This window comes from Microbispora sp. CA-102843, from assembly GCF_050936215.1.
In the GTDB taxonomy this organism is placed as follows: domain Bacteria; phylum Actinomycetota; class Actinomycetes; order Streptosporangiales; family Streptosporangiaceae; genus Microbispora.
Map to the genome: position 1 here is coordinate 2,779,786 of NZ_JBNJNF010000001.1, position 25,912 is coordinate 2,805,697.

A 25,912-nucleotide genomic window follows, 5' to 3' on the forward strand; every position below is an offset into this window, starting at 1 on the left:
TACGCGGTGAAGCCGCCCCCGTTCGGCTACCACGGCCCGGCCACCCTCGGCGAGGCGCTCGACGTCCTCGCCGAGGCCGGGCCCGACGGGAAGGTGCTGGCGGGCGGCCAGAGCCTGATCCCGCTGCTCAACATGCGGCTGGCCGCGCCCGCCCACATCGTCGACGTGAACCGCGTGCCCGGCCTGGGCGGGATCGAGGCCGGGCCGTCGGGCGTACGCGTCGGGGCCCTGGCCCGCCACGCCGCCGTGGAGCGCTCGCCGGAGGCCGCCGCCGCGCAGCCGCTGCTGCGGCAGGCGCTGCGGCTGGTCGCCCATCCCGTGATCCGCAACCGTGGCACGGTGGTGGGCAGCCTCGTGCACGCCGACCCCGCCGCCGAGATGCCCGCCGTGCTCGCCCTGCTCGGCGGGTCCGTACGGCTGGCGAGCCGGGGCGGGGAGCGGGAGGTGCCGGCCGCGGAGTTCTTCACCGGTCCGATGGAGTCGGCGTTGCGGCCCGGCGAACTGGCCGTGTCGGCGTTCTTCCCTGCGCTGCCCCGGCGGTCGGGCACGGCCTTCCACGAGGTGGCGCGGCGGCACGGCGACTACGCGGTGGCCGGGGTGGCCGCCGCCGTCACGCTGGACGAGGACTTCCGGATCGCCGCCGCCCGCCTCGCCTGCGTGAGCGTGGGACCGGTCCCGGTGGTCGTGGACGTGACCGCGGCGTGCGGCCCGCGCCCGGCCGCCTCCGTCGACTGGGAGGCCGTGGCGGAAGCCGTACGGGACCGGATCGAGCCGGAGGGCGACATCCACGCGACGGCGGACTACCGGCGGCACCTCACCGGGGTGCTCGCCGTACGGGCGCTACAGGAGGCCGCTCGCGCGGCCCGGGGGGAGGAGCCGTGACCGAGCCGGAGACGCGCCACCGGGTGACGCTGACGGTCAACGGGGTCGTGCGGGAGGCGACGGTGCCCGGGCGGCGGCTGCTGTCCGACTGCCTGCGCCACGACCTCGGACTCACCGGCACCCACGTGGGCTGCGAACACGGTGTCTGCGGCGCCTGCACGGTGCTGCTGGACGGCGAGCCGGTGCGGTCGTGCCTGACGTTCGCCGTCACGGTGGACGGCCATGAGATCACGACGGTGGAGGGGCTGGCGCGCGGCGGCGAACTGTCGCCGGTCCAGCGTGCCTTCACCGAGTGCCACGCCCTGCAGTGCGGGTTCTGCACGCCGGGGTTCCTGTGCACGGTCACCGCGTTCCTGCGGGACAACCCCGCCCCGTCCGAGGAGGAGGCGCTGGAGGCCGTGGCGGGCAACCTGTGCCGGTGCACCGGCTACCAGAACATCCTCAAGGCGGTCCATCGCGCTGCGGAGATCCAGGCGGAGGAGGGCGGGGCATGACCACCAGGCTGTTCGGCGAGCCGGTCCGGCGGCGCGAGGACGCCCGGCTCATCACGGGTCAGGGGCGCTACCTCGACGACCTGGGGGCGAACGCGCTGGCGGCCGCCTTCGTCAGGTCGCCGCACGCCCACGCGCGGATCCTCGACATCGACGTGTCGGCCGCCCTCGACGTCGAAGGCCTGGTCGCGATCTATACCTGGGAGGACCTGCCGGGCGCGCTGGCCGAGCCGCTGCCGCTGCTGATCCCGCACCCCGCGCTCACCCACGGCCGTACGGCGTACCCGCTGGCCCGGGAGATCGTCCGGCACGTCGGCGAGCCCGTCGTGATGGTCGTCGCCCGCGACCGCTACCTCGCCGAGGACGCCTGCGCCCTGATCCGGGTGGACTACGAGATCCTCAAGCCGGTCGTGGGCATCGAGGAGGCCGTGCGCGGCGTTCATCTCGTGCACGAGGACGTGCCGGGCAACGTCGGCGCCCACCTCGTCCAGGAGGTGCCGGGACCGGGCGGCGTGGCCGCGCGGGAGGCCGTGGACGCGGCGCCGCACCGGCTGGAGTTCCGGCTGGACGTCGAGCGCAGCGCGTGCACGCCCCTGGAGGGGAAGGGCGTGTACGCCCGCTGGGACGCCGACGACGAGTCGTTGCGCGTCTACTCCTCCACGCAGACGTCCACGAGCGTGCGGATGGCCCTCGCGGCCAAGCTCGGGCTGCCGCTGCCCAAGGTCGAGGTGATCGCGCCCGACGTCGGCGGCGGGTTCGGCGTGAAGATCGTGCATCCGTGGCCGGAGGAGGTCCTCGTGCCGTGGGCGGCCCGGCTGCTGAACCGCGAGATGAAGTGGACCGAGGACCGGCGCGAGCACTTCGTCTCGTCGTCACACGAGCGCGGCCAGGTCCAGCACGTGCGGGTCGGGTTCGACGACGAGGGCCGTGTCCTCGGCCTGGAGGTCGAGATCCTGCACGACCACGGCGCCTACACGCCGTACGGGATCATCGTGCCGATCATCACCTCGACGCAGCTGCTCGGGCCGTACAAGGTGGGGGCGTACCGGGTCGAGTTCTCCTCGATCTACACCAACACCGTGCAGGTCACGCCCTACCGGGGCGCGGGCCGCCCGCAAGGCGTGTTCTGCATGGAGCGGACGATGGACCGCATCGCCGCCCACCTCGGGAGGGACCGTACGGAGGTCCGCGCGGCCAACTTCATCCAGCCGGACGAGTTCCCGTACGACCAGGGCATGACGTTCCAGGACGGGCGCCCGCTGATCTACGACAGCGGCGACTACCCCGAGGCGCTGCGCATGCTCAAGGAGCTGATCGGCTGGGACTCCTTCCCGGAGACGAAGGCCCGCGCGGCGGCCGAGGGACGCAGGATCGGCATCGGCGTCGGCTGCTACGTCGAGGGCACCGGCGTCGGCCCCTACGAGGGCGGGCACGTGCAGGTCACCTCCGACGGCCGGGTGCACGTCTCGACCGGCCTGACCTCCCAGGGGCAGGGGCACGAGACCGTGTTCGCGCAGATCGCGGCCACCGAGCTCGGCGTGCCCATCGAGAAGGTGTCGGTCGTCACCGGCGACACCCGGCGCTTCGGGTACGCCGTGGGCACCTTCGCCTCACGGGCGGCCGTGATGAGCGGCAACGCGATCGCGCTCGCCTGCCGCAAGGTCAGGGAGAAGGCGCTGCGGATCGCGGCGGAGGCGCTGGAGGCCGACCCGCGCGACCTGGAGATCACCGACGGGATGGTCCACGTCGCCGGCGTGCCGTCGGCGTCGATCCCGCTGGCGACCGTCGCCGTGCTGTCCAACCCGCTGCGGTACGCCTTCGACGAGGAGGCCAAACGGGCCACCCAGTTCGCCGGGCCCGCCTCAGACGACCGGCCGCCCGTGGCGGAGGGGGAGGAGCCCGGACTGGAGGGCCGGGACTACTACTCGCCGATCAGGTCCACGTTCGCGGCCGGCATGCACGCGGCGATCGTGGAGACCGACCCGGACACCGCGGAGATCAGGATCCTGCGTTACGCCGTCGTCCACGACTGCGGCAAGCTGATCAATCCGATGATCGTCGAGGGCCAGATCCACGGCGGGGTCGCCCAGGGCGTCGGCGGGGCGCTGTACGAGAAGATGGTCTACGACGAGCACGGCCAGTTGCTGAACGCCTCGTTCATGGACTTCCTGATGCCGTACGCCACGGAGGTGCCGCGCATCGAGACGGCCCACCTGGAGACGCCCTCGCCGCTGAACCCGCTCGGGATCAAGGGCGCGGGGGAGGCCGGGGTCATCCCCGTCTCGGCCGTCATCGCCTCCGCGGTCGAGGACGCCGAGGGCATCACGATCGCCCGGATGCCCGTCTCCCCCTCCGACCTCCACCACCTGCGCCTGGAACGGTGACCACTGTCATGGCCCGATCATCTGACCGACCCGGAAGACGAGCTCCTCATGGGAGCCCGGATCGATCTTCGTGTGGGGCTTGGTCAGGCTCGCTGCGTTGAGGGTCTCTATCACTCCGAGGTCCGCGACCCCGGTCCCCGGGACGGTGAACAGGCGGCGCGGGTGGATGACTTTTGCCATCGTGTCGTCCCGCCGGTAGACCGGGAGGGTCAGCACGTTCCCGGACCCGTCACGAAGGTGGCGCCTGCTCGAGATGACCAGGCGCGGCTCCGGCCCGAGTACGGCGTTCACATGCCAGATGTCGCCGAAGGCCGGCTCAGTCGGCATTGAGGGCTTCCTGATCCGCGCGGCGTTCCCCGGCGAGCCAGGCCGAGTTCTCCCGGATGCGCTCGGCGCGCCGTGCCAGCGCCTCCTGGGCTGCGGGGTCGTTGGCGAGGTTCGCGTAGTGCCGGTCCTCGTCCATGTCGATCCACTCGGCCAGTGCCTGGCTCACCAGAGCCGACACCGACATGTTCCGGGCGGCGGCGATGCTGCGGATGTCGTAAAGAACGCCTTGGTCGAGGCTGAGAGCGGTCTTCTCCGTGGCCATGCCCCTGAGTCTATCCGACCGATCCTCTCTGACCATTGAGGTATTACCACATGGGCAGGTATGTCTGCCTGCTCCTACCTTGCCATCAGAGGACCTCGGCGGTGAGGCGCTTGCGGAAGACCCAGTAGGTCCAGGCCTGGTAGGCGATGACGCCCGGCAGGGCGATCAGGCCGATCCAGGTGAGGACGGTCAGCGTGTACGGCGCCGAGGCCGCCTCGGCCAGCGTGAGCCCGGGCAGGGGAGCGGTCCACAGCACGCCGAAGACGGTGGCGGTCGTCGCGGCGATCGCCGTCGCGGTGGCGGTGAAGGCCCAGCCCTCCCGGCGGCCCCACACCAGCGTCACCCCGGCCGCCAGCGCCGCGGCGGCGAGCAGGGCCGTGCCCAGCGTCCACAGCGGCCCCTTGCCGGGCACGGACGGCAGCGTGGCGAGCGCGACCGGCACCGCGCCGACCGCCGCGAGCAGCGCGGCGCGCCGGGCGCGGGCGCGGACCCCGCCGGTCGTCTTGAGCGCCACGAACACCGCGCCGTGCAGCACGGCCACCGACAGCGACAGGGCGCCGCCGAGCACGGTCGCCAGCGCCGTGCCGAACAGCAGGTTGCCGAAGATCGCGCCCCACAGGAACGCCGGCAGCACGCTGCCGGTGACGATCCCGACGTCGCACAGCGCGACCTCGCGCCTGGAGTGGACCTTGCCCCGCCACTCCAGGCCCACGCCGCGTACGATCAGACCGGCGATGACGAGGAAGACGGCCAGGTAGAAGCCGCTCAGCAGGCCGGAGTACCAGGCCGGGAAGGCGGCGAACATCGCCCCGATCGCAGTGATCAGCCACACCTCGTTGCCGTCCCAGACCGGCCCGATGGTGGCCAGCACCTGCCTGCGGTCGGCCTCCGACCGCGACAGCAGCGGCAGCAGCGCGCCCACGCCGAAGTCGAACCCCTCCAGGACGAAGTAACCCGTCCAGAGGAACGCGATCACGATGAACCAGAAGGTCGTCATCTCGTGGCTCCTCAGTACATGAGCGTCGGCGTGAGCCGCGCCTCGTCGGGGCGGGCGGGAGCGGCGCCGGCGGGCGCGCTCTCGACCGGCGGCAGCTCCGGGCCCGCCTTGACGTGCCGCACCAGCAGCACGCCCTCGGCCAGCGCAAGCACGCCGTACAGGACCGTGAAGATCGCCAGGGTGATCGCGACCTCGCCGAGCGAGACGCCGGGCGACACGCTGGCGGCCGTCATGAGCTCGCCCTGGACGGTCCACGGCTGACGGCCGATCTCGCTGAGCAGCCAGCCCGAGATGATCGCGATTGCGGGCAGCGGGAGCGCCAGCACGCACACGCGGGCGAACCAGTCGGGCACCGGCTTCGCCGTGCCGCCGCGCCCTCGCCGGGGCCGCCGGGTCAGCCACAGGCCGAGCGCGGACAGGCCCACCGTGGCCATGCCGAAGCCGATCATCACGCGGAACGACCAGAAGACGACCGGCAGGTTCGGGGTGTAGTCGGCCGGCCCGAAGGTCTTCTCGTACCGCGCCTGGATGTCGTCGACGCCCTGGATCTTCGCGCCGGGGTCGTGCGCGGCGAGCAGGCTGAGCAGGCCGGGCACCTCGACGCCGGGCGCGATCGAGAACGGCGCTCCGGCGGTGTCGTGGCGCAGGCCCTCCGCCGCGGCGAGCTTCATCGGCTGCTGCTCGCGCAGCAGCTGGCCGGACAGGTCGCCGCTGCCGGCGACGACGGCCCCCGCGATCGCCGTCATGACCAGCGCGGCGCGCAGGCTGGTCCGCCACATGTCGGGGAGGCGACGCATCGGCGTGGTGGCGTCCCCGGCGGCCGTACGGGCCCGGCGGCCGGGACGCAGGCCGAGGCCGCGCTCGCGCAGGATGCGGTAGCCCGCGACGGCGATGACGAACCCGCCCGCCACGACGAACGAGGCGGCGACGACGTGCGGCACCTGGGCGAGGGCCGTCGAGTTGGTCAGCACCGCCCACAGGTCGGTCATCCTGGCCCTGCCGTCCACGACCTCGTAGCCGACCGGGTGCTTCATCCACGCGTTGGCCGCGAGGATGAAGTACGCCGACAGGTTGGAGCCGATGACGGCCGCCCACAGGCAGGCGAGATGGATCCGCTTGGGCAGCCGGTCCCAGCCGAAGATCCACAGGCCGAGGAACGTCGACTCCAGGAAGAACGCGAGCAGCGCCTCCAGCGCCAGCGGCGCACCGAACACGTCCCCGACGAAGGTCGAGTACTCACTCCAGTTCATCCCGAACTGGAACTCCTGGACGATGCCGGTGACCACGCCCATGGCGAAGTTGATCAGGAAGAGCTTGCCGAAGAACTTCGTGAGCCTGAGGTAGTGCTCCTTGCCCGTCAGGTGCCAGGCGGTCTGGAGCCCGGCGACGTAGACGCCCAGCCCGATCGTCAGGGGTACGAAGAGAAAGTGGTACACGGTGGTCACCCCGAACTGCCACCGTGCCAGGTCAAGCGCGTCCATGTCTCCCTCACGCCAGAGCTCTACGGCCTGTAGTTCTATGTCCAGTAGTACTACAAGCTGTAGAGCATTAGGTCCCGGCGAAGTGCGATCTTCGTCACAGCCGGGCGGTGTGCCGCCCGGACCCCGTTTCGCGGTGCCCGGATTCCCATTGCTTGCAGTACCGACGATCACGGTCGGACCGTCCCGGTCGCCAGGGACGAGGGTCCCGTCCCGCCGGGAGCGCCTCCTGGGGAGGCACGGGATCAAGGATGGACGAACGATGACAAGTGCCGCGTCCGCCGCGCGGCTGATTCGCTCGTACGCCGCGCGGTTGACGGCGCGAAGGCCGGACCGGTGGATGGGTGTACGGTCCGGCGGCTCGCCGAAGGAGGGGTGGGCCGAGACGTGGGGCTGGGGTGAGGACTGATCGTGTTCCTGCGCGAGGTGGACGGCGTCCGGACCGCCGGGCACGGCGGCTCGGCGAACGGGCAGTTCGCCGAGCCGCTCCGCTTCGGGGAGGCGCGGGCGCCCGCCTGGCTCGCCCCTATGCGGCGGTGGGATGGAGGGCGAGCAGGGGGTAGTCGGTGTAGCCGCGGTGGTCGCCGCCGAAGGCGGTGCTCAGGTCGGCCTCGTTCAGCGGCGCGCCGACGCGCAGGCGCAGCGGCAGGTCGGGGTTGGACAGGAAGGCCCTGCCCAGCGCGACCAGGTCGGCGCCCCAGTCCAGCAGTCTCTCCGTGGCGGCCGTGGGGTCGGCCGCCGCGGGGTCGTTGACGACCAGGGCGTTCGGCCACAGGTCGCGGATCCGCGCGTCGAGCTCGCCGTCCCCGCTCGCCACAAGATGCAGGTAGACCAGGTCGAGGTCGGCGAGCGCGGACACCAGCGCGGGGTAGACCTCGTGCGCGTCCTCCTCGACCAGTCCCTGGGCGCCGTTCACAGGGGACAGCCGGATGCCCACCCGCTCGGGGCCGATCTCCTCCGCGACGGCCCTGGCGGTCTCCACCGCGAACCGGATCCGGCCGGCCACCGACCCGCCGTACCGGTCGTCGCGCAGGTTGGCGTTCTGGGACAGGAACTGGTGGATGAGGTAGCCGTTGGCCCCGTGCAACTCGACCCCGTCGAACCCGGCCTCAACGGCGCGGCGCGCGGCGGTGACGAAGTCGTGGACCGTCGCCTCCACCTCGGCGGTGGACAGCTCCACGGCGACCGGCGTGTCCTTGAGGCCCGCCGGCGTGAAGATCTGCTCGCCGACCCGTACGGCCGAGGGGGCGACCGGCAGCCTGCCGGTGTTGTCGGGGTGGCCGACCCCTCCCGCGTGCATGATCTGGGCCACGATCCTGCCGCCCGCCGCGTGGACGGCGCCGGTCACCTCACGCCACCCCGCCACCTGATCGTCGGTGTGCAGCCCCGGCGTGTTCATGTAGCCCTGTCCCGCGGAGCTGGGCTGGACGCCCTCGGTGACGATCAGGCCCGCCGAGGCGCGCTGGGCGTAATAGAGCGCGGTCAGCGGAGAGGGGACCCCGGCAACGTACGCGCGGGAGCGTGTCATGGGCGCCATGACGAGGCGATTCGGCAGCCGGAGGGAACCCAGCTCGAAGGGTGTGAACGGCATGATCGTGTCCTTTCCTCAATAGATGGCCCGCCAACTTGGTCAGCAAACTTGGTCGGCCAATCCATACTCATACAACTTGGCCGACCAATGTGCAAGCGCGAGATGATCGGGTGTGAGGCCTGCGAGGGCCGGTACGCCGTCCTCGCTCTCCGAGACGGCCTCGGCCTTCCGGTAGCCGGCCGCACCGCCGGGGCATGTGAACTCTGCACGACCGCGGCGCCGTGCCGGGGCAGATCTTGCCGTTCTCGACGTACGGGTGATTCTCTAGGGTGCTCGGCATCGGAGGTGGCCCATGAAGGTCTCAGGCAGCGCGCTGGTCGCGGCGGAGCGCAAGCGGGTCTGGGACGCCCTCCAGGACCCCGGCGTCCTGGTGCGGACGATCCCCGGCTGTGAGCGCCTGGAGACGATCGGCGAGAACGTGTACGCGATGACGGTGACCGCCGGAGTCGCCTCGATCAAGGGCGTCTACCAGGGCGAGGTGGCGCTGAGCGGCCAGGAGGAGCCGGACCGGTTCACGCTCGGCGCGCGCGGGCAGGGCGCCCCCGGCACGGTCGAGGCGACCGTGGCCGTACGGCTCAGCGACGCCGGGGGCGGCACCCGGATCGACTACGACGCCGAGGCCGTCGTCGGCGGCATGATCGGCGGCGTGGGGCAGCGGATGCTCGCCTCGGTCGCCAAGAAGACCGCGGGGGAGTTCTTCGCCGCCGTCGAGCGGCACCTGCTGTCCGTCACCGCCGGATCCGCGGAGACCGCCGTCACCGAGGCCGGGCCGGTCGCGGCGCCCGGCGAGGAGCGTGCGGTGCCGGCGGCCGTGACCGGGGAGGTCGCGCCGCGGGTGTTCACGCGAGAGGTCCCGGCCGCGCCCCGCCAGGGCGTGCCGGCCTGGACGATGCTCGCGGCGTTCGGCGCGGGCGCCGGGGTGGCGCTCGGCAGCGCCGTCATCGGCTGGCTTCTCGGCCGCCAAGGCCGCCGCAGGTAGAAGCCGCAGGTAGAAGCCGCGGGTAGAAGCCGCAGGGAGAAGCCGCGGGTAGAAAACGCGCCGCCGCGGATAGGACACCGTGCCGGCGGCGCGGGGGGCTCCGCAGACAGGCCGGTGCCGCCTCAGCGGGACCGGCCTGTGTAGTTCGGCTCCTAGGAGTGGGCGCCGACGGGCGTGTCCCAGTCGATGCGGTAGCGCTGCTCCGGGCCCACGGTCTTGTCCGGATTCATGAACGTCTTCAGCATCAGCGGCATGAGAAGCGGCATCAGCTTCTGTATGACAGGGCCCGGCGTCTTGGCGTGGTTGATCTTGTGGGTGCGTGCCGCCACCTTCTCCACCCGGGTGCGGCGGAGCCGCTCGTACGTGGCGAACGCCCGCGGTACGTCCTCGATGTCCCGCAGGCAGCGGGCGAGCTGGACGGCGCTCTCGATGGAGAGCGACGCGCCCTGTCCGGAGCTGTTCGACGGCGCGTGGGCGGCGTCGCCGACCAGGACCATCCGGTCCCGATGCCAGTGCGGGACGCTGGGCATGATGTAGAGCGCACCCGTCACCTGCATCGACGTCAGCGGGGTGTGACGGAGCAGATCACCGCCGGGCACGTCCTCGCCGTACGTCTCACGCAGGATGCGCATCCACTCCTCGCGCGGCACCTCGCGGGCCTGGGCGAGGGACAGGCGGCGGTGGTAGGGCAGGTTGACGCCCCAGGTGCTGCCGCCTGCGGCGTTGCGCCAGTAGAGGTAGTAGCCGCGCCTGCCGAAGGCGAAGACCATCGTCTCCGGATCTTCGGGTACCTCGTACGAGGACACGCCTTCCAGGCCGAGCATCCCGGTCCACTTCGGGCCGGGCGCGTCCGGATCGATGAGCCGGCGAACGGTCGAGTGGACGCCGTCGGCGCCGACCAGGATGTCGAACCGGGCCCGGCTGCCGTCGTCGAAGACCGCTGTGGTGCCCTCGACCCCGGTGAGCCGTCTGCCGTACTCGACGTTGACGCCCTGCTTCACGGCCTCGTCGTGAAGCGCCCCGTAGAGGTCGGCGCGCCGGACCATGTGCAGCGGCCCGACCTGGGACAGGCTGGGCAACTCCAGGCGCGTGCGATTGGCGAGTGTCATCACCGAGCGCGTGCCGGGCTGCGCGGCCGCCCGCACCGCTTCGGCCACACCGACGATTTCCAGCGCCGCCATGCCGTTGGGGGCGAGGACGAGCGATCCGCCGACACCGTCGGCGCTGGTGGGGTACGCCTCGTAGATGGTGGCGTCGATGCCCGCCTTGCGCAGCGCCAGCGCGGTGACCGGGCCGGCGATACCGCCGCCGATGATCGCGACGTTCTTCATTTCTCCTCCTGTCGATTGACGTGCCGAACCGTCATGGGAGGAGACCCGTTATCCTCGATTCGTTGCCATCTTCGGGCCATCCGCATGTCGGTTCGAAGGTTCTCCTGGTGGCGGTGTTGCAGCACCGCCACCAGGACTAAATGTCGGTGATGTTGTTCTCCGCGAGTTCCTTCATCTCGGCCGACAGTCCGCCGGCCTCGTGGAAGGCCCGCCACTCCGGCAGGCCGGGGAAGGTGCCCGCGGTCAGCTCTTCGAGCAGGGCGCCGATCCAGCCCTCCTCCGCCTTGAGCATCGCCAGGTCGTACTCCGTTTCGATGAGGAACAGCCGCGGCACTTGCGCGCTGTCACGCTCGTAGAGCTCCTCCAGCCCGGTGATCCCCTTCCTGATCGCCGCGAGCCGGTCGGTGAGCAGCCCGGCCACGTCGTCCGGGGGGAGCACCGCCATGACCGACAGGCCGGCTCGAAACCACGGGAACTCCGTGTGGGGGACGCTGAGCAGCTCCCTGGTCCAGTCGACCAACTCCTCCCGGCCCGCCTCGGTGATCTGGTAGATGGTCCGCTCCGGGCGGCGCCCCTGTCGGCTGCTCTCCAGTTCCTCGATCAGCCCGTGCTTGGCGAGGTTGCCGACGACCGTGTAGAGAGACCCCCACTTGATCCCCATGTCGTGCTCTTTGTTCCAGCCGCGCAGGGCCGCCGCCATCTCGTAGGGATGCATGGGCCGATGCGCGAGCGTGGAGAGCACCGCCAACGCCAGCAGATTGGCCACCTTGCGCCGCTTCGCCATGGACGATCACCCTCTTGCCATGTTTACTCGCCTACGAATATACGGTTGCGAGTTGACGCTCGCAAGACCCCGGATCCCGGCGTACGCCGCCGGCGGGGAATCGGCCGCCGACGGCGCCGGTTGGGACATGTCGTGAAAGTCGAGATCTTCTCCGATGTCGTTTGTCCCTGGTGCTACATCGGTCACCACCGTCTACGGCAGGCCGTACGCCTCTACGAGGGGGACGTCGAGGTCACCCATCGTCCGTTCCAGCTCGACCCGGACTCGGTCTCCGGCGGCGAGCCGCTGCTGGGCGCGCTGGAGCGCAAGTTCGGCGGCGCCGCCCGCGTGACGCAGATGACCGGGCAGGTCACGGGCGTCGCGGCGCAGGACGGGCTGGAGCTCCGCTTCGACCGGGCGGTGGCCGCCAACACGTTCGAGGCCCACCGGCTGATCTGGCTGGCCGGGCGCGCGGGGCGCGACGCGGACATGGCCGACCGGCTCTTCCGTGCGCACTTCACCGACGGTCTCGACGTCGGCGACCCCGGGACGCTCGCGGCGCTCGCCGCCGAGACCGGCGTCGAGGACACCGGGCAGGGCGCCGAGCAGGTGCGCGCGGAACTGGCCCGCGCCCGTGCGCTCGGCGTCCGCGCCGTCCCGCTGTTCCTGTTCGAGGAGAAGTTCGCCGTCTCGGGCGCGCAGCCCGTCGAGACGCTCGTGGCCGCCCTGCGGGAGGTCGAGGCGCGCACGGCCGAGGAGAGGGCCGTAGGCGAAACGGCGGGCGAGGGCTGCGACGACGGGGCCTGCGCGGTCTGAGCCATCCGTCCGGGCAGGGTCTGACGACAGGACGGCGATTCTTCGGCAGAGTGCGCCGGTTCTTCCGATCGGCGGTGATCGGTAAACACGGAGCATGTCCAGCGTCCGCATCGGGGTCGACACAGGCGGCACCTTCACCGACGTCGTGCTCGTCGACGAGGAGTCCGGCCAGATCGTCACGACCAAGACTCCCTCGACTCCTGCCAATCCCGCCGACGGGTTCATGGCAGGCGTTCACAAGGTGCTCGAGGCCCACGCGGGGTCCCGCGCCCTCGATGCCGTGTCCGCCCTCGTCCACGGCACCACCGTCGCCACCAACCAGTTGCTGGAGGACCGCCCGGACGGCACGTCTCACCTGGGCTTCGTCACCACGGAGGGCTTCGAGTCCGTCCTGGAGATCGCCCGGCAGAGCGTGCCGGACGGGTACGGCAACTCCTACTTCTGGGTCAAGCCGCCGCGGATCGTGCCCGTCCACCGGGTGCGGACCGTCGGGGGACGGCTCGACCACCTCGGCCGGGAGGTCCGGCCGTTCGACGAGGAGCAGGCCGCGGACGTCGCGCGATGGTTCAGGGAGCGGGGCGTCACCGCGATCGGGGTGTGCTTCCTGCACTCCTACGCCAACCCCGAGCACGAACGGCGGATGCGCGAGGTGCTGCGGCGCGAGCACCCCGAGGCGGTCGTGTCGCTGTCGAGCGACGTGCTGCGGGAGTACCGGGAGTACGAGCGGTCGGTGACCACGCTGGTGGACGCGGCGGTCAAGCCGATCATGCGGCGCTACATCGAGAACCTGTCAGAGCGGCTCGGCCGGCCGTTCTCCGTCATGAAGAGCAACGGCGGCGTGCTGTCGGCGGCCGAGGTGGTGCACCAGCCGATCACGACCGTGCTGTCCGGCCCGGCAGCGGGGGCGCTCGGCGCGGCGCTGATCGCGGGGGCCGCCGGAGACCCGAGTGTCATCACTCTCGACGGCGGCGGCACCTCGACCGACGTGGCCGTCGTGGTGGACGGAGAGCCGTCGCTGACGACCGAGGGCACCATCGGCCGCTACCCGTGCAAGATCCCGATGATCGACATCGTCACGGTCGGGGCCGGCGGCGGGTCCATCGCCTGGATCTCCCCCGAGGGGACGCTGAAGGTCGGCCCGAGGTCGGCGGGCGCGGACCCCGGCCCGATCTGCTACGGCAGAGGCGGCGCCGAGGTGACGGTGACCGACGCGCACGTCTTCCTCGGGCGGGTGCCCCCGCATCTGCTCGGCGGCGAGATCCCTCTCGACGTCGCCGCCGCGCGGGCGGGCGTCGAGGCGCTCGCGGGCCGTCTGGGGCTGACCCCGGAACGCTGCGCCACCGGGATCCTGGAGATCAGCGCGTTCAACCAGTCGAACGCGATCAGGCAGATCACCGTCCAGCGCGGCCTCGACGTGCGGGACTTCCCGATGGTCGCCTTCGGCGGCTCCGGGCCGCTGCTGGCCTGCCGCCTCATCGACATCCTCGGGCTGCGGGCCGCGATCGTCCCGCCCGACCCCGGGAACGTGTCCGCGTTCGGCCTGCTCACGGTCGACGTGAAGAACGACTACGTGCGCACGTACGTCGCCCGCGACCCCTCTCCGGCAACGGTCGGCGAGATCCTCGCCGACCTGGAGGCCGAGGCGGCGGTCGCGCTCGACCGCGAGGGATTCGCCGAGCACGTGTACGCGCGCAGCGCCGACCTGCGTTACTACGGCCAGGCGTACGAGGTGCGGGTGCCCGCCCCCGACGGTCCGGTGGACGAGGCGTGGCTCGCCGTGGTCGCCGAGCGGTTCCACGCCGAGCACGAGAGGCTCTACGGGTACGGTTACCGCGACGACTCCCGCCACGCCGTCGAGTGGGTCAACCTCCGGGTGTCCGGCATCGGCCCGATCACCCGGCCGAAGATCGCGCGCAGGCCCCGCCAGGAGGACGAGCCGAGCCCGGTCGCGACCCGCGACGTGTACTACGAGCAGTGGGGCAGGACCGTGATCTACCGCCGGGGCGACCTCGGGGCGGGGGCGGTGGTGCGAGGGCCCGCCGTGGTCGAGGAGTACGGCTCGACCCTCCCGGTGCATCCCGGCTTCACGGCGACCATGGACGACTACGGCAACCTCGTGGTGGTGAGCGATGACCGATAGGACCGTCGACCCCGTGCTCGTGGAGATCGTGGAGGGCACGCTCGCCTCCGTGGAGATGGAGGTGGAGACCGCGATCGCCCGCACCGCCAGGTCGCCCATGATCCGCGACGCGCACGACTTCCGCGCGGGCATCCACGACGCGCGGTTGCGCAAGCTGACCGGGCGCTCCTATTCGGCGCTGGTGCAGCCGGTCGTCCGCGACTTCCCGATCGACACCATGCGGCCCGGCGACGTCTTCTTCCACAACGACGTCTACCTGTCCGAGGGAGGCATCGGCCACCTGCCCGACCTGTGCGTGACGGTGCCGGTCTTCCACGAGGGCGATGTCGTCGCGTTCGTCCAGGCGTTCGGCCACCACGACGACATCGGCGGCGCGGTGCCGGGATCGATGCCGTCGCACGCGCGCAGCGCGTTCGAGGAAGGCCTGATGGTCCCGCCGATCAGGCTGTGGGACCAGGGCGTGCCCAACCGCGCCGCGCTCACCATCATGACGCGCAACTCCCGGATGCCCGACTCGCTGGGGGGGGACCTCGACGCGGAGTGCTCGGCCTGCCTCATGGGCGCCCGGCGGCTCGGCGAGCTGTTCGACCGGTACGGCCGGGAGGCGGTCGAGGCGTGCTTCGACGCGATCGTCGGCAAGACGACGGAGACGTTCCGCCGCGAGCTGCTCGCGAAGATCCCCGAGGGTGTCCACGTCTGGGAGGACTACGCCGAGCACGACGGCGTGGACGAGCCGCGCCTGCACACCCAGCGGATCACGCTCACCGTCGACCACTCGGCGGACACCCCGCTGACCATCGACTTCACCGGCACCTCGCCCCAGGCCAAGGGGCCGATCAACCACGCCGGCGACTACGCCGACGGGGTCTTCCTGAAGAAGTGGCTGGCGCCGATCCTGCGCAACCTCGCCGACACGCCCGAGCGGATGGCCGAGCTCGACGTCAACGAGGGCGTCGTGCCGCTGATCAGGATGGTCTTCCCGGAGAAGGGCACGCTGCTGACGCCGATCTTCCCCGCGCCCACGAACGCCCGTACGTTCGTGATCCTGCGCCTGCTCGGCGTGCTGGCGGGCGTGCTGGCCAAGGCGACCGGCGGCCGCATGCCCGCCGACCAGGAGACCATCCGCTACACCGGCGTGTACGGCGAGTCGGACGACGGGCCCTACCTCATGCGCGAGGTGCTCGGCGGCGGCTCCGGCGGGCGCTGGTACGCCGACGGGGAGGACACCATCCACGTGGTGCCCGACAGCCGCAACATCCCGGTGGAGTTCGCCGAGGCGCGGTGGCCGTTCCGGGTCGAGCGGCTGGGCCTGGCCGTGGACAGCGGCGGGCCGGGGGAGTTCCGCGGCGGCCTCGGCTACGACAAGCACATCCGCATGCTGCGGGACGCCTCCTTCATGTCGATCGCCGACCGCTCGATCCTGTCGTGCTGGGGCGTCAACGGCGGCCGGGCGGGCCGTCCCTTCCAGGTCACGGTGGACGGCGTGGAGATGGAGGGCCTGGTCGACGACTTCCCCGTACGCGCCGGGCAGGTCATCCGCATCCGCACGACCGGCGGAGGCGGCTGGGGCTCGCCGTACGACCGGCCGGCGGAGAGGGTGGCCGCCGACGTGCGCGACGGGAAGGTCTCGTTCGAGGGCGCGCGCGAGGACTACGGCGTCGTGCTGTCCGGAACCGCCGGCGAGATCGTCGTGGACGCGGAGGCGACCGAGCGCCTGCGGGCGCGGCTGCGCGAGACGCGTCCCGCCGCCTTCTTCGACCGCGGCCCCGGCTACCCCAAACTCTCCGGCGGCCTCCCGCACGCGGAGGTGGACACTCTCTGACGCGCTGCCGGAGCGGCGCCGAGGATCGTCCTCTGCGCCCGGCGGTACGCCCGTTCGCCGGGAAGCCGAGGGCCTGGCGCGGGGACTCCGTACCGCCTCGGCCTCAGCCGCTCATCGCGGCGGAACGGGAGACCTTGGCGGGTGTGGCGCGCAGCTCCGCCTCGAGTTCGGCGATCACGTGCTGAACGGTGCTCCTCATCCGCGCCCGGCGGCCGTTGAGCTCTTCGGCGAAGGCGCGAGCCGCCGGGCCCACCCATACCGGTTCACCGCCGAACTGGGCGCAGGCCCGGTCCAGGGCCGTCTCCAGGACGTGAACGTGCTCCCGAACCGTCTCGAGCGCGGCCCGCAGGTCGTCGTACTTCGGGTTCGGCACCAGGTCGTCGTCCGTGGGCACGTTTCGGGCTCCCATTTCAATGACCGAAAAAGACAGGTGGTCGTGCCGTGCTACTCCCTGAGATTATGTGGCCGGATATGGTTCCGGCGAGACACGGAGGCGAACTCGATGCCCGGCGCGCCCCTTTCCGTACGGCTACGCCCCATCGCCGCCGCGCTCCTGCTGGCGCTTCTCACCTCAACCGCCTGCACAACAGAAAACTCCCCCACAGCAGCACAAGCAGGCCAAACCCTAAAAAAGCACATCCTTCAACTACTGGAGGAGCGCAACGCCCAGAACGTGACCATCACCGACCCCGGCGGCAAGAACATCCCCTGCGGCGACGGCAAAGCCAAACAAACCTTCGCCGCCACTGGACAGGATCTCCCCCAGAGGGGACCGGCTGCTCTTGTGGACTCTTTGGTAGGAGCACTGAAGCGTGTGGCGCCGTACGACATCACCGCTGTTGGTGATCCGGGCGAGCCTGTACGCGTGCGGAACAACGCTGCACACACGCTCCTGACACTTGCATCACCGCGGAATGGCCAGTATTTGGTGAGCGGTGAGACGGAATGCCTGGGCATGAGCTTGCACGGCTAATAAACGGCTGCGCGGCGCTGTGCCGCATCTTTCCGCCCGTCGAACCGATCCGCGAGAAAGCGGGTGACCTCGCCGAAGGAATTCTTGTCACCGCCGAGGCCGTTGGCGATGAACCATTGGTCGAGGGCTCGCAGGCCCTGGTTGCCTGACTGAGCTATGGCGGGGAAGGGGCGGAGGTTGCCCTCCCCGTCCGCGATGGCGACACCGGGCGGGCATGTGGCCTGGTAGTCCTTGGGCGATACGGCCGCGGGGAACCCGGCGCCGAGGAGAAGCCCGGCCACGGTGTGCTGCCGGCCCAGGGTTTCGGCGTCGTCGCTGTCACGCAGTCGCTCGACGTTCGTCTCCTCGCCAGGGCTGATGTTGTTCACCAGACCACGGCCCTGGTCGAGCATCAGCCACAACAGTTCCCCCTGCGGCAGGGCCTTGCCGAGGACCAGCTGGCTGACGTCCCAGGCCATGTCGTCCGCGATGTCGTTCCGCTCCGCGACGTCGTCGAGAGCCTTGAGGTGTTTTTCCGCGGCGGCGAGTTCGAAGCCGCGGACGTTGCCCAGTGCGGCGAAGAGGTCGTCCAGGCGAGAGGGGTCCGCGGCCTTGAGCATCGGTGGCACGTTCACGCCGACGAGGCGCTTGGCGAGGTCGCCCATGCCCTGGTCGAACGGCCTGCGGTCGGACTCGTCGCCCGCGAAGGCGAGCAGGAACCGGTAGGTGTCCTCGGGGCTCAGCCGGAACGCCGGTGACAGTCCCGGCACGCGCGACTCGACCGGGCCGAACGCGCTGGGCAGCAGCTGGTTGGAGTCGCCGAGGTTCGCGCCCTCGGTCATCTCGGTGGCGTACGCGCCCGCGATCTCGGCGAGGTGGACGCGCGTGGGCGGGGCGAAGCGGAGACCTGAGGTCCCGGTGACGACGGCGAAGGCGAACCGCGCCGCGACGTCGCTGTGGGCTCCGTCCCTCTCGTCGTACGCGCCGGACGCGGCGGCGAGCATCCGCCCGAACGCGTCGGCGGACGTGCCGTCCACGGCCGCACGGTCGTTCAGGTCCCGCAGGAACGTCACAAGGTCCGGCCGCCGGTCACGCGAAGCGAGACCCGGACGCGTGAGCAGGCGGGCGGCGGCGTCCCTCGGCAGCGGGCTGTTCCTGGTCGCCAGCGCGATCGCGAGCCGCGCCGCCGCGGGATCGGCGGCCAGCGCATCGAGGTACGGCGTCAGCGTCTCGCCGCGTGTCTTCTCCCCGGGGAGGAACACCTGTGTGGCCACCGCCTCGGCCAGCCATTCGGTGGGCAGGCGCCCCGCCGACAGCAGGTCGCCGACGTCCCTGCGGTCCTCCTCGTCGTCCGCCCTGGTGTGCACGGCGGCGGCGACGGCCGCGAAGCCGGGGACCGCGGACCCTCCGCTCACCGCCGAGCCGAACGCCCGGCTCGCGGTCCGTACGGCCTCGTCCACGTTCTCCTGCAGCACCTGGCGCAGCCGCCGGGGCAGTTCGACGGTCCGGCGTACGCCGATGCCAGCGAAGAAGGCGGCGGTGAACTCGGAGTCGTCGGCGTGCGCGGCCAGGTCCTCGACGAGCGTGCGGTACTTGTCCACGAGGTGGAAGTCGAACGGGGCGTCCGGATCGACGTCCTTGTACGCCGCGGCGAGTGCGCCGCCCAGCCGCCGGGCCTCGGCCGCCCCGAGGAGGTTCTTCTCGTCGTACGGCACCAGCGAGCCGGGCGACCAGCTGGGCGCGTGGGAGAGGCCCACGGCCATCCGGTGGCGGCGGCGCAGGTCGGGCAGCCGTTCGTCGATCCACCGTTCGACCTCACCGATGGGGCTCAGGGGCGAGGCGGGCAGTCCCCTCGCGGCGAACACCCGCCGGACGGCCTCGGCGCGTTCCCCGATGACCCCGCGGGCGTGCTCCAGTTCCTTGACGAAACGATCCATGGGCCCGGGGGATATGCCGCTGAAGTCCGGCGACAACGGCCCCGTGCCCGGTGCATCCGATCTCACGTCTCGCCCCCAGGTCGCGTACCGCCACCGCACGTCGTCCCCGGCTTTCACGGTACCGCCACGAGTGCCACGGCAGCCGGGGATTGGCGGCGGTGTCCGTGGGTAACCGTTCAGTAACGGCACAAATGGGATGGTGAGTTACAAATGGCGTCTATAGTCCAGCGCATCAGGGACTACCTGCAGAGCTCCAAGGGCCACGAGAACGTCGAGAAGGCCAAGACCATGGCGCGTGATCCGGAGAACCGGCAGCGGCTGCGCCGGCTGATGGACCAGTGGCGCGGCCATCGGACGCACCACTGACGTCCCGGGGCCGGACGCCGCGGCCGCCGCCACGCGGCGGCCGGCCCCGGCGGCGACGTCCCGGCAGTGCGAGCCGTACGGCGCGGACCGGGCTGTCGTGCCGGCGGGGTGACCTGGCAGGCTTGCCGGTGGAGACCGAAGGACGTTCTCCTTGACGACCCCCGTGGAGGCTGGCCGTGCAGGGACCTCTCAGCGGCATCGTCGTCCTCGATCTGTCCCGGGCACTCGCCGGGCCGCACTGCGCGCAGATGCTCGGCGACCTGGGCGCCGACGTGATCAAGGTGGAGCACCCGTCGGGGGACGAGTCGCGCGGATGGGGCCCGCCCTTCGTCGGCCCGGACCACGACATATCCACGTACTTCCTCGCGGCCAACCGCAACAAGCGGTCGGTCACGGTGGACATGAAGTCCGACGAGGGCCGCGACCTGGTCGAGCGGCTCGTGCGGCAGAGCGACGTGCTGGTGGAGAACTTCCGCACCGGCGTGCTCGACCGCCTCGGGTTCTCCGTCGAGCGCCTGCACGCGCTCAACCCCCGGTTGGTGATCCTGTCCATCACCGGGTTCGGCCACGACGGTCCCGAGGGGGGCCGGCCGGGCTACGACCAGATCGCCCAGGGGGAGGCCGGGCTGATGTCGCTGACCGGGCCGTCGCCCGACGAGCCGTACCGGGTCGGGGCCTCGATCGCCGACCTGCTCGCGGGCATCCACGGCGCGTACGGCGTGGTCGCGGCGCTGTACGAGCGCGAGCGCACCGGTCGCGGGACGGTCGTCAGGACGTCCCTTCTGGCGTCGGTCGTGGGCGTGCACTCCTACCACGGCACCGCCTGGACCGTCGGCGGCACGGTGCCGAAGGCGGGCGGCAACCACCACGCCTCCATCGCCCCGTACGGCGCCTTCCGCTGCGCCGACGGCATGATCCAGATCGCGGTGGCCAACGACGGGCAGTGGCGTAAGGTCGCCCAGCTGCTGGACATCGATCCCGAAATGCCGAAATATGCGACAAACAGGGATAGGTTCGCCCATCGGGAAGAGCTGATCGCCGACATGGAGAAGGCACTGGCGGCGCACGACCGCGAGCACTGGCTCGCGGCGCTGGGGGAGATCGGCGTGCCCGCGGGCGCGATCCGGTCGATCGACGAGGTGTACGCCTGGGACCAGGTCCGGTCGCAGGGCCTGCTCGTCACCGTCGACCATCCCGTGCTCGGCCCGATCGAACTGCCCGGCCCGCCGCTGCGGTTCGAGCGCGACGACCAGGCGAGGACGATCGGCGAGGGGCATGTCTCGCCTCCCGGCCTGGGCCAGGACAACGACACCGTGCTCGGCTGGCTGGCCGAACGGGAGCGGCGCTCGCCATGAACAAAGGCGACGCGGGCAGGCCCGACGCGCGGACGCTGATCGCGCGGGTGCTCGACCCGGACTCGTGGAAGTCGTGGGACGAGCCTCCGCGGGACCGGGCCGCGCCCGGGTCGGAGTACGCCGCCGAACTCGCCCGCGTCCGGGCCAGGACGGGGTACGACGAGTCGGTCGTCACCGGCGAGGGCACGCTCGACGGCCGCCGGGTGGCCGTCGTCGCCTGCGAGTTCTCCTTCCTGGCCGGATCGATCGGGGTGACGGCGGCCGAGCGGCTCGTGCGGGCCGTCGAGCGGGCCGGCGCCGAGCGCCTGCCGCTGCTCGCCGCCCCGGCCAGTGGCGGCACCCGCATGCAGGAGGGCACGCTGGCCTTCACCCAGATGGTGAAGATCACCGCGGCGGTCGCCGCCCACCGTGCCGCCGGCCTGCCGTACGTCGTCTACCTGCGCCATCCCACGACGGGCGGGGTGTTCGCGTCGTGGGGCTCACTCGGCCACGTGACGGCCGCCGAGCCGGGGGCGCTCATCGGCTTCCTCGGGCCGCGGGTGTTCGAGTCGCTGCACGGCTACCCGTTCCCCCAGGGGGTCCAGGTCGCCGAGAACCTCTACGCCCACGGGCTGGTCGACGCCGTGGTCTCGGCCGAGGACGCGCGGGAGATCGCCATCAGGACGCTGGCCGTGCTCTGCGCCCCGCGCGCGGGCCTGGAACCCGGCCCGGAACCCGAGGAGGCGGCCGAGCCGGCACCGGCGTGGGAGGCCGTCACCCGCTCGCGCCGCGACGACCGCCCCGGCGTGCGCGACCTGCTCAAATACGGCGCACGGGACGTGACCCCACTGCACGGCACCGGCACCGGGGAACGCGACCCCGGCCTCCTGCTGGCGCTGGCCAGGTTCGGCGCCGCGCCCGCCGTCGTCCTCGGCCAGGACCGGCGGCGGCAGCGGGCGGGCAGCACGCTCGGCCCGGCCGGGCTGCGGGTGGCCCGGCGCGGCATGCGCCTGGCCGGCGAACTGCGCCTGCCGCTGGTCACGGTCGTCGACACCGCCGGGGCCGAGCTGTCGAAGGCGGCCGAGGAGGGCGGCCTGGCCGCCGAGATCGCCCGTTGCCTGGCCGACCTCGTCATGCTCGACGCGCCCACTGTGTGCCTGCTGCTGGGGGAGGGCGCGGGCGGTGCCGCGCTGGCCCTGCTCCCGGCCGACCGGGTCGTCTGCGCGCAGCACGCCTGGCTGTCGCCGCTCCCGCCGGAGGGCGCGTCGGCGTTGCTGTACCGGACCGTCGACTTCGCCCCGGAGATCGCCGCCGCCCAGGGCGTACGCGCCGCCGACCTGCGGCGGGACGGCATCGTGGACCGGATCGTGCCGGAACGGCCGGACGCGGCGTACGAGCCGGAGGAGTTCTGCCGCAGGGCCGGGCGCACGCTCGAACACGAGATCGCGGGCCTGCTGGACCGCCCGGCGGGGGAGCGGATGGCGACCCGCTTCGCCCGCTACCGGTCGCTGGGCTCCTGACCAACCCACCGGCCTCTTCTACCGGTCTCTGGGCTCCTGATCCGCTCCGGCTCGAGTCCTCAAGAGTTCTCGTGACCGTCCGCCCGGTCAGGAGTGAGCGGCACCGGCACACGCTCCACCCGGATCGCGTGGACCTCGTCGCGGGGCACGACCACCTCGTACGCGCCGTGGTCCACCAGCCAGTAGCCGAGCGCCTCGGCCTTCAGGCCGTTGTGGCCGGTGTAGGCGATGTGCAGGCCGCCCTCCCCGCCGTCCTCGCCGTCGTCCTCGTCCAGCACGAGGCACGGCTCGCCGCCGAACGCCCCGACCGTGCGCAGCAGGGTCAGCCGCTCCAGCTCGGCCCGGCTCACGGGCAGCCTCCAGTAGCCGCCCGCGGCGGTGAACCCCTCCTGCGGGGTCTCGCTGAACAGCACCACGTCGTCGCCGCCGGGCCCGACCGCGGCGGCGTAGTCCCGGTCGCGGTAGCGGGCGACGAATCCCAGGCCGACCGGCTCGATCTCGCTCATCGCGCCGGCCGCCAGGTCAGGCCGTCGAAGCCGGCGAAGGGACGCTCCCCGGCCGCGGTGACGTGGACGATCTCCGCACCCGCGGGGATCGGCATGGGCATCGTGTGGAACTGCGGCACCACCTGCTCGCGCGAGGCGGTGAACCCGTTCCCGGTGAAGGGCGGTGCATCGCTCCAATCACCGCCCATGTGCGGGCCGTACGGGACGACGTAGGTGTCGATGTCCCGCGCGTCCCAGCGCATGATGTACAGCTCGGGCACGTCCGGCGTCAGCTCCGATCCGTCGAAGCACAGGTCGAGGGCCTCGACGAGCGCGGCGGGGGTGGTGAGGCGGTCGCAGTCCTGCTCGCGGTACACGTAGCCGGAGATGATCGTGCGACGGCCCGACAGGTACGGCACGAGCAGCCGCGGCGGAACCACCTTCTGCATCCGTGTCCTGCGTCCCGGCTCGCTCATGGGGCCAAGTTTACGATCTGACGACTCCGAGCCGGCGATGTTCGAGCGAGGGGAGGGTGGCGCGCGCGGTCTCGGTCCACGCCGCGTCGATCTCCGCGATGAGTACGCCGGGGCCCGTGCCCAGGTCATGCCGGGCGACGCCCATCGGGTCGACGAGCATGCTGCGGCCTACACCGAACCCGTCCGGTATGGCGGGATTAGGCGCCTGGCCGACCGCGACGGTCCAGGTGGTGTTCTCGATGGCCCTGGCCCTGACGAGGGTCGTCCAGTGGTCCTCCTTCAGCGGCCCCGAACCCCAGGCGGCGATCACCGCGAACGTGTCCGCGCCCTGGTCGACCAGCGCGCGGGCCAGTTCGGGGAAGCGGACGTCGTAACAGGTGATCAGGCCGATCCTGAGCCCGGCCAGCTCCACGACCGCCGGCGCGTCCCCCGGCGCGACCAGTTTCGATTCCTTCGCGCCGAAGGAGTCGAACAGGTGGATCTTCCGGTACGCCGCGGCGAGCGAGCCGTCCTCCCGCAGGCAGACGGCGGTGTTCCAGACCCTGCCGTCCGCGGCGGGCTCGAAGACGCCGGCGATGACGGCCGTGCCGTGCTCGCGCGCGGCCTCGGCCAGGCCGGTGACGAACGGGCCGTCCAGCGGCTGGGCCGTCTCGACGATCCCCGGGCCGAACCGGGCGAGCGTCGCTTCGGGGAACACGGCGAGGTCCGCCCCCCGCGCCCGCGCGAGGGCGTCACGCACGGTCGATAGGTTGGTCTCCGGGTCGTGGTCGACGGGGATCTGGCACAGCGCTACGCGGGTCACGGATCACAGTCTGCCCGGTCGCCGGCTCGCCCCACCAGGTGCCCCGTGAGGTGCCCCACCAGGTAAGCGTGCGCCACACCCACTCCAGCGGGCCGTGCCGGTGCCGGGCGAGCCACCACCTGCAGAAGACCGCCTGCGCGGCGACGGTGACGACGGCGAGCGCCACGACGGCGGCCCCCGTGCCGTCGGCCTCCAGCAGCGGCATCGCCACCACGATCACCGTCGTGCCCGTCACGTAGTTGGTCAGGGTCATCCGTCCCAGCGCCTCGAACACCGCCGCGTGACGGGCGAGCAGCAGGAACGCCGTCGCGTACGCCACCGCGGCGCACAGCGCCGCCGCCTGGTAGACCCCGCCGCCGGGCGGCGCGTGGTTCCACCACCAGGTCAGTCCGGCCGCGAGCACGGCCGCCGCCCCGCACACGACGCCGAGGAACGGCCCGCTGCCCAGGCCGTCCGCCCCGCCGAGGCGCCTGGCACCCCTCCTCGCCTCCGCATCCGCCTCCGCATCCGGGGCGGCGGCCAGACCGAGCAGGAACAGCGCGGTGATCAGCACGTACGGATGGGGGTCGAGCACGGCGGCGACCAGGACGCCGCAGCCCACCAGCAGCACGGCCGCCCGGGGCAGGAGGCTCGCCGGAAGCAGGACGACCGCCCCCAGCAGCGCGTACGGCAGCAGCACCTCGCCGGGGTCGATCAGGATGTGCGCCGCCCCCAGCGCGGCGAGCACGGCCAGGCGGCGGAGCATGACGACGCGCGGGCGCCTCGTCCGCAGCCGGGCCGAGCGCAGGAACAGCGCGAAGGACACCCCGAACAGGAACGCGAACATCGGGTAGAAGCGGCTCTGGAACAGGTTCACCATCACCCAGTCCAGCGAGGTCGGCCCGTGCCGCACCCTCTGCTGCCAGGCGTTGACCAGCATGATCCCGCACACGGCGAACCCGCGCAGCGCGTCGACCCGCCGGATCCTGCCTGCCGCCACGTTCACCCGCCAGTCCTTTCGTGTCAGTCCCTTCGCGAGCCGGGCGGCCAGAGCACCAGCACCCGCATCTCCCGCTCGCGGGCGTGCGCGACGACGTCGGCCGTGCCGCCGAACCCGCGCGCCGGCAGCCCGTCCCAGACCGCGAGCAGCTCGTCCGCCCGCTCCAGCATGAAGACCGAGGCGGCCATGAACGCCACCGGCTCCGGCCGTTCGAACGGCATGTCGTGCACGTGCCGCGCGAGCGGGAGCAGGTCGTCGTATCCCGCCCGGGCCGCGTGGGGCAGGCTCTCCCGGTATCCGGCGGCGGGCACGACCACGTCCAGGTCGCCGCCGGCGCGCAGCACCTCCCGGGCGAAGAGCTGGTCGGCCCCTTCGGCCAGGCAGGACAGGCCCACCAGCGGCCGACCCCGGCCGGCGAGCACGGCCCGCAGGGCGCGGCGGACCCGGTCGGCCGTGTCCCTGGGCAGGCCCCGGTGGCCGGTGAACGCGATCGTGCTCATCCCCCTCACTCGTTCAACCGACGCGTACGATCTGGAAACCCGCGGTGGCCAGGATGCGCGGCAGGTTCCGCACGGTGTCGCGGTCCTTCTCCTTCGCCGCATCCGAGATGTTGTCCCAGCTGTCCAGGTCGGGGTGTCTCCTGTTCTCTTCGTCGCGGACCGGGCCGCGGGTCCATCCGTCGGCGACCAGGTCCCGCAGCCACCGTTCGTGCTCCATCATCGCAAGTTGCTCGATCTCGTAGTCCTTCAAGGAGAAATGCAACTCGGGCTCCACGCGGGGAGCGAGGGCGCAGCCGAT

The 25,912-nt window shown here is 71.9% G+C and carries 26 protein-coding genes; 11 read left to right on the forward strand and 15 right to left on the reverse strand.

Translation table 11 applies throughout. From position 1 onward, the window contains the following. The first annotated feature begins 6 nt into the window (after positions 1 to 6). From ACQEVJ_RS13070 to cutA, 3 genes are read left to right on the forward strand one after another with little or no spacing between them, the layout of a single operon-like run. Complete coding sequence (locus ACQEVJ_RS13070; RefSeq protein WP_433100565.1) at positions 7 to 882, forward strand: FAD binding domain-containing protein; 876 nt, start codon at positions 7 to 9, stop codon at positions 880 to 882. Continuing rightward, on the forward strand, positions 879 to 1,376 hold the full coding sequence (locus tag ACQEVJ_RS13075) for a (2Fe-2S)-binding protein (protein WP_433100567.1): 498 nt from the start codon (positions 879 to 881) through the stop codon (positions 1,374 to 1,376). Before ACQEVJ_RS13070 ends, ACQEVJ_RS13075 begins: the two co-directional genes overlap by 4 nt. Beyond that, on the forward strand, positions 1,373 to 3,757 hold the full coding sequence (cutA, locus tag ACQEVJ_RS13080) for an aerobic carbon-monoxide dehydrogenase large subunit (protein ID WP_433100569.1): 2,385 nt from the start codon (positions 1,373 to 1,375) through the stop codon (positions 3,755 to 3,757). The genes ACQEVJ_RS13075 and cutA overlap by 4 nt, the downstream gene beginning before the upstream one ends. A gap of 6 nt (positions 3,758 to 3,763) precedes the next feature. On the opposite strand, the gene ACQEVJ_RS13085 is transcribed toward cutA, so the two are convergent. From ACQEVJ_RS13085 to ACQEVJ_RS13105, 5 genes are all read right to left on the reverse strand, one after another. Continuing rightward, positions 3,764 to 4,084 (reverse strand): hypothetical protein, encoded by a 321-nt coding sequence (locus ACQEVJ_RS13085; RefSeq protein WP_433100571.1) that lies wholly within the window; start codon positions 4,082 to 4,084, stop codon positions 3,764 to 3,766. Then, positions 4,074 to 4,346: a hypothetical protein gene (locus ACQEVJ_RS13090; RefSeq protein WP_433100573.1), complete on the reverse strand. Its 273-nt coding sequence runs from the start codon at positions 4,344 to 4,346 to the stop codon at positions 4,074 to 4,076. The genes ACQEVJ_RS13085 and ACQEVJ_RS13090 overlap by 11 nt, the downstream gene beginning before the upstream one ends. A gap of 85 nt (positions 4,347 to 4,431) precedes the next feature. Continuing rightward, entirely contained in the window at positions 4,432 to 5,343 is a 912-nt protein-coding gene (cydB, locus tag ACQEVJ_RS13095; RefSeq protein WP_433100575.1) for a cytochrome d ubiquinol oxidase subunit II, read from the reverse strand. A gap of 11 nt (positions 5,344 to 5,354) precedes the next feature. Next, complete coding sequence (locus ACQEVJ_RS13100) at positions 5,355 to 6,824, reverse strand: cytochrome ubiquinol oxidase subunit I (RefSeq protein WP_433100577.1); 1,470 nt, start codon at positions 6,822 to 6,824, stop codon at positions 5,355 to 5,357. Between the two features lie 523 nt (positions 6,825 to 7,347). Next, entirely contained in the window at positions 7,348 to 8,412 is a 1,065-nt protein-coding gene (locus ACQEVJ_RS13105; RefSeq protein ID WP_433100579.1) for an alkene reductase, read from the reverse strand. Between the two features lie 292 nt (positions 8,413 to 8,704). On the opposite strand from ACQEVJ_RS13105, the gene ACQEVJ_RS13110 reads away from it, so the two are divergent. After that, on the forward strand, positions 8,705 to 9,391 hold the full coding sequence (locus ACQEVJ_RS13110) for an SRPBCC family protein (protein ID WP_433100581.1): 687 nt from the start codon (positions 8,705 to 8,707) through the stop codon (positions 9,389 to 9,391). Positions 9,392 to 9,543: 152 nt separating this feature from the next. Here ACQEVJ_RS13110 and ACQEVJ_RS13115 read toward each other — a convergent pair whose 3' ends face one another. Together ACQEVJ_RS13115 and ACQEVJ_RS13120 are read right to left on the reverse strand one after the other, a co-directional pair. Next, positions 9,544 to 10,722, reverse strand: coding sequence for an FAD-dependent oxidoreductase (locus ACQEVJ_RS13115; protein ID WP_433100583.1), 1,179 nt, complete (start codon positions 10,720 to 10,722; stop codon positions 9,544 to 9,546). Between the two features lie 136 nt (positions 10,723 to 10,858). Then, complete coding sequence (locus ACQEVJ_RS13120; protein ID WP_433100585.1) at positions 10,859 to 11,506, reverse strand: PadR family transcriptional regulator; 648 nt, start codon at positions 11,504 to 11,506, stop codon at positions 10,859 to 10,861. Between the two features lie 132 nt (positions 11,507 to 11,638). On the opposite strand from ACQEVJ_RS13120, the gene ACQEVJ_RS13125 reads away from it, so the two are divergent. The 3 genes from ACQEVJ_RS13125 (at position 11,639) to ACQEVJ_RS13135 (ending at position 16,263) form a co-directional block, all read left to right on the forward strand. Next, complete coding sequence (locus ACQEVJ_RS13125; RefSeq protein WP_433100587.1) at positions 11,639 to 12,301, forward strand: DsbA family oxidoreductase; 663 nt, start codon at positions 11,639 to 11,641, stop codon at positions 12,299 to 12,301. A gap of 94 nt (positions 12,302 to 12,395) precedes the next feature. Further along, a complete protein-coding gene (locus tag ACQEVJ_RS13130; protein ID WP_433100589.1) occupies positions 12,396 to 14,441 on the forward strand; it encodes a hydantoinase/oxoprolinase family protein in 2,046 nt (681 codons plus the stop codon). Next, on the forward strand, positions 14,431 to 16,263 hold the full coding sequence (locus ACQEVJ_RS13135) for a hydantoinase B/oxoprolinase family protein (protein ID WP_433100591.1): 1,833 nt from the start codon (positions 14,431 to 14,433) through the stop codon (positions 16,261 to 16,263). Before ACQEVJ_RS13130 ends, ACQEVJ_RS13135 begins: the two co-directional genes overlap by 11 nt. A gap of 103 nt (positions 16,264 to 16,366) precedes the next feature. On the opposite strand, the gene ACQEVJ_RS13140 is transcribed toward ACQEVJ_RS13135, so the two are convergent. After that, a complete protein-coding gene (locus tag ACQEVJ_RS13140) occupies positions 16,367 to 16,657 on the reverse strand; it encodes a hypothetical protein (RefSeq protein WP_433100593.1) in 291 nt (96 codons plus the stop codon). Between the two features lie 108 nt (positions 16,658 to 16,765). On the opposite strand from ACQEVJ_RS13140, the gene ACQEVJ_RS13145 reads away from it, so the two are divergent. Further along, complete coding sequence (locus ACQEVJ_RS13145) at positions 16,766 to 17,236, forward strand: hypothetical protein (protein WP_433100594.1); 471 nt, start codon at positions 16,766 to 16,768, stop codon at positions 17,234 to 17,236. On the opposite strand, the gene ACQEVJ_RS13150 is transcribed toward ACQEVJ_RS13145, so the two are convergent. Beyond that, positions 17,233 to 19,152, reverse strand: a complete 1,920-nt coding sequence (locus ACQEVJ_RS13150; protein ID WP_433100596.1) for a hypothetical protein — start codon at positions 19,150 to 19,152, stop codon at positions 17,233 to 17,235. The genes ACQEVJ_RS13145 and ACQEVJ_RS13150 overlap by 4 nt on opposite strands. Positions 19,153 to 19,362: 210 nt before the next feature. Here ACQEVJ_RS13150 and ACQEVJ_RS13155 point away from each other — a divergent pair, with 210 nt between their 5' ends. From ACQEVJ_RS13155 to ACQEVJ_RS13165, 3 genes are all read left to right on the forward strand, one after another. Then, complete coding sequence (locus tag ACQEVJ_RS13155; RefSeq protein WP_433100598.1) at positions 19,363 to 19,518, forward strand: hypothetical protein; 156 nt, start codon at positions 19,363 to 19,365, stop codon at positions 19,516 to 19,518. A 176-nt stretch (positions 19,519 to 19,694) separates the two neighbouring features. Next, complete coding sequence (locus ACQEVJ_RS13160; protein WP_433100600.1) at positions 19,695 to 20,873, forward strand: CaiB/BaiF CoA transferase family protein; 1,179 nt, start codon at positions 19,695 to 19,697, stop codon at positions 20,871 to 20,873. Then, positions 20,870 to 22,372 carry a carboxyl transferase domain-containing protein gene (locus tag ACQEVJ_RS13165; RefSeq protein WP_433100602.1) on the forward strand — a complete coding sequence of 501 codons (1,503 nt, stop codon included), beginning with the start codon at positions 20,870 to 20,872 and terminating at the stop codon, positions 22,370 to 22,372. Before ACQEVJ_RS13160 ends, ACQEVJ_RS13165 begins: the two co-directional genes overlap by 4 nt. Positions 22,373 to 22,431: 59 nt before the next feature. Here the strand turns inward: ACQEVJ_RS13165 and ACQEVJ_RS13170 are convergent, their stop codons facing one another. The 6 genes from ACQEVJ_RS13170 to ACQEVJ_RS13195 are packed head-to-tail and all read right to left on the reverse strand — an operon-like array spanning position 22,432 to position 25,876. Then, positions 22,432 to 22,878, reverse strand: a complete 447-nt coding sequence (locus ACQEVJ_RS13170) for a hypothetical protein (protein ID WP_433100604.1) — start codon at positions 22,876 to 22,878, stop codon at positions 22,432 to 22,434. Beyond that, positions 22,875 to 23,333: a hypothetical protein gene (locus ACQEVJ_RS13175; protein WP_433100605.1), complete on the reverse strand. Its 459-nt coding sequence runs from the start codon at positions 23,331 to 23,333 to the stop codon at positions 22,875 to 22,877. The genes ACQEVJ_RS13170 and ACQEVJ_RS13175 overlap by 4 nt, the downstream gene beginning before the upstream one ends. Positions 23,334 to 23,343: 10 nt before the next feature. Continuing rightward, positions 23,344 to 24,135: a carbon-nitrogen hydrolase family protein gene (locus ACQEVJ_RS13180; protein WP_433100607.1), complete on the reverse strand. Its 792-nt coding sequence runs from the start codon at positions 24,133 to 24,135 to the stop codon at positions 23,344 to 23,346. Continuing rightward, positions 24,065 to 25,120, reverse strand: a complete 1,056-nt coding sequence (locus ACQEVJ_RS13185) for a DUF418 domain-containing protein (RefSeq protein ID WP_433100608.1) — start codon at positions 25,118 to 25,120, stop codon at positions 24,065 to 24,067. The genes ACQEVJ_RS13180 and ACQEVJ_RS13185 overlap by 71 nt, the downstream gene beginning before the upstream one ends. Positions 25,121 to 25,137: 17 nt before the next feature. Further along, positions 25,138 to 25,614, reverse strand: coding sequence for a hypothetical protein (locus ACQEVJ_RS13190; protein WP_433100609.1), 477 nt, complete (start codon positions 25,612 to 25,614; stop codon positions 25,138 to 25,140). A 13-nt stretch (positions 25,615 to 25,627) separates the two neighbouring features. Next, the gene (locus tag ACQEVJ_RS13195; RefSeq protein WP_433100611.1) at positions 25,628 to 25,876 is read right to left on the reverse strand and encodes a RyR domain-containing protein; all 249 of its coding nucleotides are present in this window, start codon (positions 25,874 to 25,876) and stop codon (positions 25,628 to 25,630) included. Positions 25,877 to 25,912 lie beyond the last annotated feature (36 nt).

What these genes read in the sequence shown, in the direction of transcription:
- ACQEVJ_RS13130 (WP_433100589.1), top strand. Translation starts at nt 12,396, where the DNA reads ATGTCCAGCGTCCGCATCGGGGTCGACACAGGCGGCACCTTCACCGAC.
- ACQEVJ_RS13110 (WP_433100581.1), top strand. Translation starts at nt 8,705, where the DNA reads ATGAAGGTCTCAGGCAGCGCGCTGGTCGCGGCGGAGCGCAAGCGGGTC.
- ACQEVJ_RS13115 (WP_433100583.1), bottom strand. Translation starts at nt 10,722, where the DNA reads ATGAAGAACGTCGCGATCATCGGCGGCGGTATCGCCGGCCCGGTCACC.
- ACQEVJ_RS13170 (WP_433100604.1), bottom strand. Translation starts at nt 22,878, where the DNA reads ATGAGCGAGATCGAGCCGGTCGGCCTGGGATTCGTCGCCCGCTACCGC.
- ACQEVJ_RS13175 (WP_433100605.1), bottom strand. Translation starts at nt 23,333, where the DNA reads ATGAGCGAGCCGGGACGCAGGACACGGATGCAGAAGGTGGTTCCGCCG.
- ACQEVJ_RS13085 (WP_433100571.1), bottom strand. Translation starts at nt 4,084, where the DNA reads ATGCCGACTGAGCCGGCCTTCGGCGACATCTGGCATGTGAACGCCGTA.
- ACQEVJ_RS13100 (WP_433100577.1), bottom strand. Translation starts at nt 6,824, where the DNA reads ATGGACGCGCTTGACCTGGCACGGTGGCAGTTCGGGGTGACCACCGTG.
- ACQEVJ_RS13120 (WP_433100585.1), bottom strand. Translation starts at nt 11,506, where the DNA reads ATGGCGAAGCGGCGCAAGGTGGCCAATCTGCTGGCGTTGGCGGTGCTC.
- ACQEVJ_RS13090 (WP_433100573.1), bottom strand. Translation starts at nt 4,346, where the DNA reads ATGGCCACGGAGAAGACCGCTCTCAGCCTCGACCAAGGCGTTCTTTAC.
- ACQEVJ_RS13145 (WP_433100594.1), top strand. Translation starts at nt 16,766, where the DNA reads ATGCCCGGCGCGCCCCTTTCCGTACGGCTACGCCCCATCGCCGCCGCG.
- ACQEVJ_RS13155 (WP_433100598.1), top strand. Translation starts at nt 19,363, where the DNA reads ATGGCGTCTATAGTCCAGCGCATCAGGGACTACCTGCAGAGCTCCAAG.
- ACQEVJ_RS13105 (WP_433100579.1), bottom strand. Translation starts at nt 8,412, where the DNA reads ATGCCGTTCACACCCTTCGAGCTGGGTTCCCTCCGGCTGCCGAATCGC.
- ACQEVJ_RS13165 (WP_433100602.1), top strand. Translation starts at nt 20,870, where the DNA reads ATGAACAAAGGCGACGCGGGCAGGCCCGACGCGCGGACGCTGATCGCG.
- cydB (WP_433100575.1), bottom strand. Translation starts at nt 5,343, where the DNA reads ATGACGACCTTCTGGTTCATCGTGATCGCGTTCCTCTGGACGGGTTAC.
- ACQEVJ_RS13135 (WP_433100591.1), top strand. Translation starts at nt 14,431, where the DNA reads ATGACCGATAGGACCGTCGACCCCGTGCTCGTGGAGATCGTGGAGGGC.
- cutA (WP_433100569.1), top strand. Translation starts at nt 1,373, where the DNA reads ATGACCACCAGGCTGTTCGGCGAGCCGGTCCGGCGGCGCGAGGACGCC.
- ACQEVJ_RS13150 (WP_433100596.1), bottom strand. Translation starts at nt 19,152, where the DNA reads ATGGATCGTTTCGTCAAGGAACTGGAGCACGCCCGCGGGGTCATCGGG.
- ACQEVJ_RS13190 (WP_433100609.1), bottom strand. Translation starts at nt 25,614, where the DNA reads ATGAGCACGATCGCGTTCACCGGCCACCGGGGCCTGCCCAGGGACACG.